Origin of the sequence: Arsenophonus nasoniae DSM 15247, from assembly GCF_000429565.1 — a bacterium.
Classification (GTDB): Bacteria; Pseudomonadota; Gammaproteobacteria; order Enterobacterales; family Enterobacteriaceae; genus Arsenophonus; species Arsenophonus nasoniae.
This window is the reverse complement of record NZ_AUCC01000111.1, coordinates 1-6,983: the sequence shown is the minus strand read 5'-3', so window position 1 is coordinate 6,983 and position 6,983 is coordinate 1. Positions and strand designations below refer to the sequence as shown.

Genomic DNA, 6,983 nt, shown 5'->3' with positions numbered 1-6,983 from the left:
GGATTTACAGGTTTGACAAAAGAAGCGTGAATGAGAGCATTCAGGTGAAGAACAGCAATAACGGCGAACGCCCATAGCGCAGGTGCTGCAGGCGAGCATCTTTTCGACAGAGAGTAGTTGCCATTCATCTACGTGATTATTTTCGATGAAAAGGTTCCATCCGTCATCGTATTGAAATAGCAGTTTTGCAGGTCTGGGGATGTACATAGAGCAGAGTATAAAAGACGAGAAGGGAATTGCCTAGAAATAGAGCGCCTTTGCCGCGATGCTCACGCCAAAGGCGTGCTTATGTTCATTTCCATAAAGCCTGAATGACCGGTACCGGCATTATTCCAGCCATTAGAGGTGTCACCGGCAATACTGTCTAGTCGCTCATACATGCGAATTTGCCAATCTGGTTGCAATTCTGCTAAGTATGTCGCTAATGTAGCACTCATGATCCCAGCGCCGATAAGTACAATATTAACAGTAGGTTCATTGATTGAAGTTTTGATCGGGTATGAAGCTGTCGGCCTAAATAAATAAATTAATAAAATAATTATTAATAAACCAATAATCACAGCTGTATATTTTAATGATCTCTTCATATGAAAATGTACCTTAATTAGCGATGATCACATCAAACATAAAAATTAATTATGGTATTCTGTTGCACGCTGCGCAATAATTATATATTTAATGTTCTAATTTATTGTTTTATATTAATTATTTTTATATTTTTGATTGTTAAATAGTAGTGAAAGTTTAATTTTTTATAAAAAATACTTATAATTAGGTATAAATAAAGCGCTTTTAGTGTCCTAAAAATAAATAAAAGAAGATAAAAAAGTGATAATACTGCTTAAATGCAAGTATTTTATGCTGATAAAATAGGCGAAGTGGAGGTGTAATACTGTTATTAATCAAACTTTAATCGGTAAATTGTTTTTTCATCGTTACTTTATTATTAAAATAAATAATATTCATAATGATTAAATAAATTTTTATTACTATTTTGACGGCCTTGGGGTAGATGTAGAGGAATAAAATGATGGAACTCTTGATTGGTGTATTGGTTACGATTGGAATAGGTCGTTATATTATTAAAGGCTATTCAGCCACAGGTGTTTTAATGATAGGCGGGATATTGCTGCTAATCATCAGCGCGATCATGGGTAAAAATATATTACCTAATGATGTACCAGTGACAGGTTGGAAAACCACTGATATTTTAGAATACATTAAATATCTGCTGATGAGCCGTGGTGGTGATTTAGGCATGATGATTATGATCTTATGTGGTTTTGCTGCCTATATGACCCATATTGGGGCTAATGATGTTGTGGTCAAAATAGGATCTAAGCCATTACAAATGATCAATTCACCCTATGCATTAATGGTTGCAGCGTATCTTGTTGCTTGCTTAATGTCACTGGCTGTGTCTTCAGCAGCGGGACTGGGTGTTTTATTGATGGCGACCCTATTTCCGATTATGGTTAATGTCGGTATTAGCCGTGGAGCTGCAGCAGCAATTTGTGCCTCACCTGCTGCAATAATTTTGGCTCCTACATCAGGGGATGTAGTATTAGCAGCGAAAGCATCAGGTATGCCACTAATCGATTTTGCTTTTAAAACCACGCTGCCTATTTCGATTATTGCTATTATTGCGATGGCCATTAGCCACTTTTTTTGGCAACGCTATCTTGATAAACGGGAACAAGTAAAAATAGAAAAACTTGATGTTAATGAAATTAAAACCAAAGCGCCTGACTATTATGCTATTTTACCTTTTACGCCCATTATTGGGGTATTAATTTTTGATGGTAAATGGGCACCTCAATTACATATCATAACTATTATTGTTGGCTGTATTATTCTAACGAGCTTGATTGAATTTGTGCGCTATTTTAGGGTAAAAACGGTATTTGATGGGTTAGATGTTTGTTATCGTGGTATGGCTGATGCATTTGTCTCCGTTGTCGTACTACTGGTGGCTGCCGGGGTATTTGCCCAAGGGTTAAGTACTATCGGATTTATTACCTCTTTGATTAATTTATCACAATCTTTTGGCTCTGGCGCTATTGTGATGATGATTGTGCTGGTGGTTATTACTATGTTGGCGGCCATGACAACGGGTTCCGGTAATGCGCCATTTTACTCTTTTGTTGAATTGATCCCACGTTTAGCCGCACAAATGGGAATTAATCCAACTTACCTAGTGATCCCTATGTTACAAGCCTCTAACCTTGGTCGAACAATGTCGCCGGTGTCAGGTGTGGTGGTTGCTGTGTCAGGAATGGCGAAAATTTCACCTTTTGAAGTGGTTAAACGTACTTCTATTCCAGTTTTAGTTGGATTATTGGTTGTCATTATTGCAACTGAAGTTTTGGTTCCAGTTCATCCTGTATAAATTTTTTTGGTTACATCAAATCCGGCTCATGTTTATCATTATGTTCCGGCTTTGATGATCGGGTGTTTAGCGATATTCTAATCTCATAGCCAGGGTTGATATTTATCATTAACTATCCACTGCCGAATGACCTGTTTGATAGCTAATGTAAATTTTCCATGCAAGGTAATTAATCATGTTTTTCGTAACAGAATTGATAATTGGCGCAATTTTGGGATTAATTATTAGCTTAACGGGCGTTGGCGGGGGAGTTGTTGTATTACCGGTTTTAACCTATTTTTTTGGTCTGGATGCCTTGTCTGCAGTTGCAACCGCCAATTTTCTCTCTATGCTGATGAAAATCTCATCTTCTTATATGCATTTTCGTTTAGGCAATGTTCCAATTAAAAGTGCTGTGGTTGTGTTAGCTATTATGATACCAGCCACAGTATTGACAAGTTTTCTAGTAAGTTATTTTAGTCAATGGCCAGGTTATCAACCGCAAGTTGAATTAGCCATTAATATCCTTATTGTAGTCGCGATTATTTATTCCCTTTTTCTGTTTATCTATCGTATATTTTTTGCATTTTCTTTAAATCAATTTGAAGAGAATAACACTATTGATATAAGGTCTTTATTGTTGCCGGCCATCAGTGCTGGGGTAGTGCTAGGTGCTACTGGCGTAGGTGGTGGGGTTGTTGTATTGCCACTATTATTACGTTATTTAAAATTATCTGTCAAACAAGCAATTGGTACCGCAATTTTTGTCACCACTATTTTGTCAGGTTCATCAGCAATTGCCTATATGCGTGATGGGCATACTCATATTGTTCTGGCATTTACCCTATGCATAGGGTCATTGATGACTATCCCATTGGCCAAATATTTAATGTTAAATTTATCCGATCGTGTTTTGCAGTATCTAACACTATTATTTATTTTATCTAGTGCCATAATGATGAGTATAAAATTATGGCACTATTTTTAACGACCAAAAATGTAAGAACCCATCGTTTTTGGAATTTCAACACTTTGATACATAAGTAATCCCACAATGGTTAACACTATTCCGCCTATTAACATTATCCCTAAAGTCCAGTAAGCACTGATGTTAAATCCTTGCCATTTTGAATAGAGAATTGCTATATGACGAGCACTATGGACCAGTAATGCAATTCCACTAATGGTTATTGCCGTTCCTAAGGCCATCATTAGTGCGGCAATAATCCCCCAAAAATAAACACCAATTACATAGGAAAAAAGTAGAACAATTAGTGCGCCTGAGCAGGGACGTGCTCCCATTGCGGCAATGACTGCAAGTTGAGTTCGCCAATTGCTTTGTAATTCTTCATCAGACAATACGTGTTTGTGGCCACAATTGCAGCCAGGAGAATGTTGCTGTTGGGTGGGCGAATGAATTTTAGTAAATTGATAAGGAGCATGCCGAGATTTTTTAAATATCTTTCTTAGTCGAGAAATTGCTTTTAGACATAGTAGCAGACCAAGGAAAAAGACGAAGCCGTAACTTAATTTTTCTAACCAAAAACGACTTAGATGTAAGTGTCGGCTAGATAGCTGGAGTAATCCTAGGACAATGGATGTTAAAAGAATAGCAATAGATCCCTGTAATAAGGATGCTAATAGTGTAAGGGTAAGACTTTTTTTTAGCCTTGAAGAGTGGGTGGCAATATAAGTAGTAATAATGATTTTGCCATGTCCTGGTCCCAAAGCATGCAATAAACCATATAAAAAGCTAAAAGCAACCAGTAATAATCCGGCTTCAGTTGGCGAGTTTGCGACTCGAATCAGAAGAGAAGAGAGATGTTGATTAAGTTCTCGCTGCCAAGTGATCGCTAGTTGTAACCCAAGATGCCAATATTTGTACAGATAAAATGATAATCCGACAAAAACGAAACTAAATAATCCGATTACTATAGAGTATTTTTTATTAAGTAGATTGATTGCACGCTTATTGGGCATTATTGACATATTATGTTTACCTTTTGCGCAAATTGTTGGCCGAGACTAAGGTCTTCTTGTGGTGTTTCTCCTTTATCAAGAGAAAGGGCGTAGTCAATCATTGATGCGCTAGGCTTAGGTGTTATTAGTTGAATTTTGCATTGAGATAAGGTGTCAGTTAGCGTTGAAATTTGCTTTTTGCTGCGATAAGTCATATCAACATAATAACTTGGATCATAAGTCATTACGGTTAATGTCTTACTCGTTAAAGGTTCTGGTTTAGCTAACTCTAACGTAAAAGAGAGCACGGCTTGGTTACCTTTGCGCGATAGGTGATATTCTTTAGGGTAAAAGCGAAATTTTATTAACTTATTCTTATTATACAGAGAAGTAAAATAGTGTTGCTTGATAACATTAGCCATGACTTCAGCACTTAATTGCTTCCACACTTCATCACTTTCTTTTGCCTGTTGTGCATCATAAAGTAAATCTGCTGATGTCATGGGATCCATGACCCAAGTCATTTTCATCGCAATGAGGTTACCCTCTTTTATTTGTAATTGGTTTTGCATATCAATAAAACTGTGGGGATGAGCAAAAACAGTTATCGAATAGCATAATGTCAACGCAGCTAGCAAACGTTGTAGAAAAATCTTCACTATGATTACTAATTTGTAATAACACATTTGAGCCATTAAGTAGGATAATTTGATTAACCGAAAATAGCATATTTTATACTATCAATTTTCTTTGATAATTAAATGTTACTTTGCTATTTAATCGGTTAAAAGGTTTATTACTTATATTTACTTAACTTTTTTGCGCAATATTGAATTATATTTCTTTTAATAATAAATATATTGTTGTTTAAACCATACAGTTCACTCATAAGTTGATTAATCAATCGCTTTATTCGATCGATATTTGTACATCAATAGTTTTTGCAAATCATAAATGTTTATATCGAACGTTTTAAACGATTGGAAGTCATTTAAATTATTAGGTTAAAAATAGAAGAACAAGGAAGTTTAATGATACAAGGATGTATTTATAAAATGCTAGTTAGCAAGAGCAAATGAAGCGATGAAAAAAGGGGATTTATTTTTTTAGGCTGATTTTAATTCAAATTGGTGACTATCTAATTAGTCACCTTGGAATAGCGTTACTTAAAGTGGTTGGCTAATTAAAAAATTTTACTTATTTGCCGGTACTTCAGATGAATGATGGGTTGATATTTTCCACTCTTTACCATCCCAAACGTAGGTAAATGTGTAACGAGCGGAAACGGTGGATTTATCTTTAAAGGTAAAAGTATAAGTACCGATATCTATAGCTTTATTACAACCAATACGAATGGTACGGTTATCAATTTTTCCTACCGGTTCTTTGGCTAAAAAGTGTTTGAAATAGTCGATACGTTCAGCATCTGTTAAACGAACCTGATTTGATATAGTTGGTAATAAGACTGCATCCGCGAGATAGTTTGCCGAAACTTTTTTTGCATCGCCACTTTTTAATGAATCATTCCAGCGATCAAATAAACTAGCAATTTGTTGTTGATCTACATTGATACATTTGGGCGTTGTCTCTAGAGCAGATGCATAGCTAGAAAGTAAAATTAATGGAATAGTTAAAAAATTCAGTTTTCTCATAAACGTCTCGCTAGTAAGTATGATTTTTTGTGATATTTTAGTGTGATTATTATTTCATATGGAAATAAAATGAATCAATCGATAACAGTCGTCAATAGTCACCGATAGCTAATGTTTTGAAATTAATATACTGTTTTATATGATTTTTATTTTTTATCTCAGTATAGAATGGCTGTTTTTAGTCACCTATTATAATCCTTGTGTCATGAAATTTATGTACATATTGGTGTACATGAAATATCATAAAAAGACTAGACGTAAGGAGAAATAAAGATGGCGGTAAGTGATTCATGGTTAAGAGCGGTAAATGGTAAACCACAAGCTAAAATGGTGACGAAATCAGACAGAGAGGGTTTATCAGTTCGTGTGACTCCAAAAGGTAAAGTCATTTTTCAATATCGCTATCGTTGGCAGGGGAAAGGTGATCGGATAGACATTGGAACGTATCCGGCAATCAGTTTAAAAGATGCGCGTGATAGTGCGCTTTTTTACCGTGGTGAACTGGGACAGCACAGAAACCCGAAAGTGGTCAAACGTACACGTAAACAAAAGTCAGTTGAAGCGCGCACCGTTGAGTCGGTTATCAGGGACTGGTGGGGAAAATCGCTTAAAAATGCACAGGTAAAAGCGGGTGAAATATTACGGTCATTTGAAATTTATGTTTTTCCCAAGATAGGCAATTTGCCCCATGACGAAACCCACTTGCATGTCTGGCTATCGTTAATCGAAGAGGTGGTAAAAGTAAAATCGGCGATAGGAGCACGGATTTTACTTTATGCAAAAACCGCCCATCGGTGGGGGATACGCAGGGGGATTATTTCTTTAAATCCGCTTATCGATGTGACTGCCCAAGACTTAGGGGTGGTAAAGCACCAAGGCGAGAGAGTGTTGAGTAACAACGAACTCAGGGTATTATTTGCGTTAATTGATGCGCCAAACTATAACCCTAGAAACGCCTTGATAATCAAACTGGCGTTGTTGTTTGGCTGCCGGATAGGGGAATT

7 protein-coding genes and 1 pseudogene are annotated in these 6,983 nt (G+C 36.3%); 3 read left to right on the top strand and 5 right to left on the bottom strand.

The features are described 5' to 3' along the window. Positions 1 to 207 (bottom strand): transposase zinc-binding domain-containing protein (locus G468_RS23910; RefSeq protein WP_211229675.1); only part of this gene is annotated, 207 nt, incomplete at its 3' end. An 83-nt stretch (positions 208 to 290) separates the two neighbouring features. Continuing rightward, positions 291 to 494 (bottom strand): annotated as a pseudogene (locus tag G468_RS24900) (malate:quinone oxidoreductase); the annotation flags it as partial. A 533-nt stretch (positions 495 to 1,027) separates the two neighbouring features. On the opposite strand from G468_RS24900, the gene dcuC reads away from it, so the two are divergent. Continuing rightward, a complete protein-coding gene (gene dcuC, locus G468_RS0115215) occupies positions 1,028 to 2,389 on the top strand; it encodes an anaerobic C4-dicarboxylate transporter DcuC (protein WP_026823801.1) in 1,362 nt (453 codons plus the stop codon). A 175-nt stretch (positions 2,390 to 2,564) separates the two neighbouring features. Beyond that, positions 2,565 to 3,356 carry a sulfite exporter TauE/SafE family protein gene (locus tag G468_RS0115210; RefSeq protein ID WP_026823800.1) on the top strand — a complete coding sequence of 264 codons (792 nt, stop codon included), beginning with the start codon at positions 2,565 to 2,567 and terminating at the stop codon, positions 3,354 to 3,356. Here G468_RS0115210 and G468_RS0115205 read toward each other — a convergent pair. The 3 genes from G468_RS0115205 to G468_RS0115195 all read right to left on the bottom strand — a co-directional run bounded on the left by G468_RS0115205 (position 3,353) and on the right by G468_RS0115195 (position 5,979). Then, a complete protein-coding gene (locus tag G468_RS0115205) occupies positions 3,353 to 4,357 on the bottom strand; it encodes a nickel/cobalt transporter (RefSeq protein ID WP_026823799.1) in 1,005 nt (334 codons plus the stop codon). The two genes, G468_RS0115210 and G468_RS0115205, sit on opposite strands and share 4 nt — an antisense overlap. Next, positions 4,348 to 5,013 (bottom strand): DUF1007 family protein, encoded by a 666-nt coding sequence (locus G468_RS0115200; protein ID WP_026823798.1) that lies wholly within the window; start codon positions 5,011 to 5,013, stop codon positions 4,348 to 4,350. Before G468_RS0115200 ends, G468_RS0115205 begins: the two co-directional genes overlap by 10 nt. Positions 5,014 to 5,520: 507 nt before the next feature. After that, positions 5,521 to 5,979 carry a nuclear transport factor 2 family protein gene (locus tag G468_RS0115195; RefSeq protein WP_026823797.1) on the bottom strand — a complete coding sequence of 153 codons (459 nt, stop codon included), beginning with the start codon at positions 5,977 to 5,979 and terminating at the stop codon, positions 5,521 to 5,523. A 273-nt stretch (positions 5,980 to 6,252) separates the two neighbouring features. Between G468_RS0115195 and G468_RS0115190 the strand changes: the two genes are divergently transcribed. Further along, the coding region (locus G468_RS0115190) for a tyrosine-type recombinase/integrase (RefSeq protein WP_026823796.1) at positions 6,253 to 6,983 on the top strand (731 nt) is incomplete at its 3' end.

What these genes read in the sequence shown, in the direction of transcription:
- G468_RS0115195 (WP_026823797.1), bottom strand. Translation starts at nt 5,979, where the DNA reads ATGAGAAAACTGAATTTTTTAACTATTCCATTAATTTTACTTTCTAGC.
- dcuC (WP_026823801.1), top strand. Translation starts at nt 1,028, where the DNA reads ATGATGGAACTCTTGATTGGTGTATTGGTTACGATTGGAATAGGTCGT.
- G468_RS0115205 (WP_026823799.1), bottom strand. Translation starts at nt 4,357, where the DNA reads ATGTCAATAATGCCCAATAAGCGTGCAATCAATCTACTTAATAAAAAA.
- G468_RS0115200 (WP_026823798.1), bottom strand. Translation starts at nt 5,013, where the DNA reads ATGTGTTATTACAAATTAGTAATCATAGTGAAGATTTTTCTACAACGT.
- G468_RS0115210 (WP_026823800.1), top strand. Translation starts at nt 2,565, where the DNA reads ATGTTTTTCGTAACAGAATTGATAATTGGCGCAATTTTGGGATTAATT.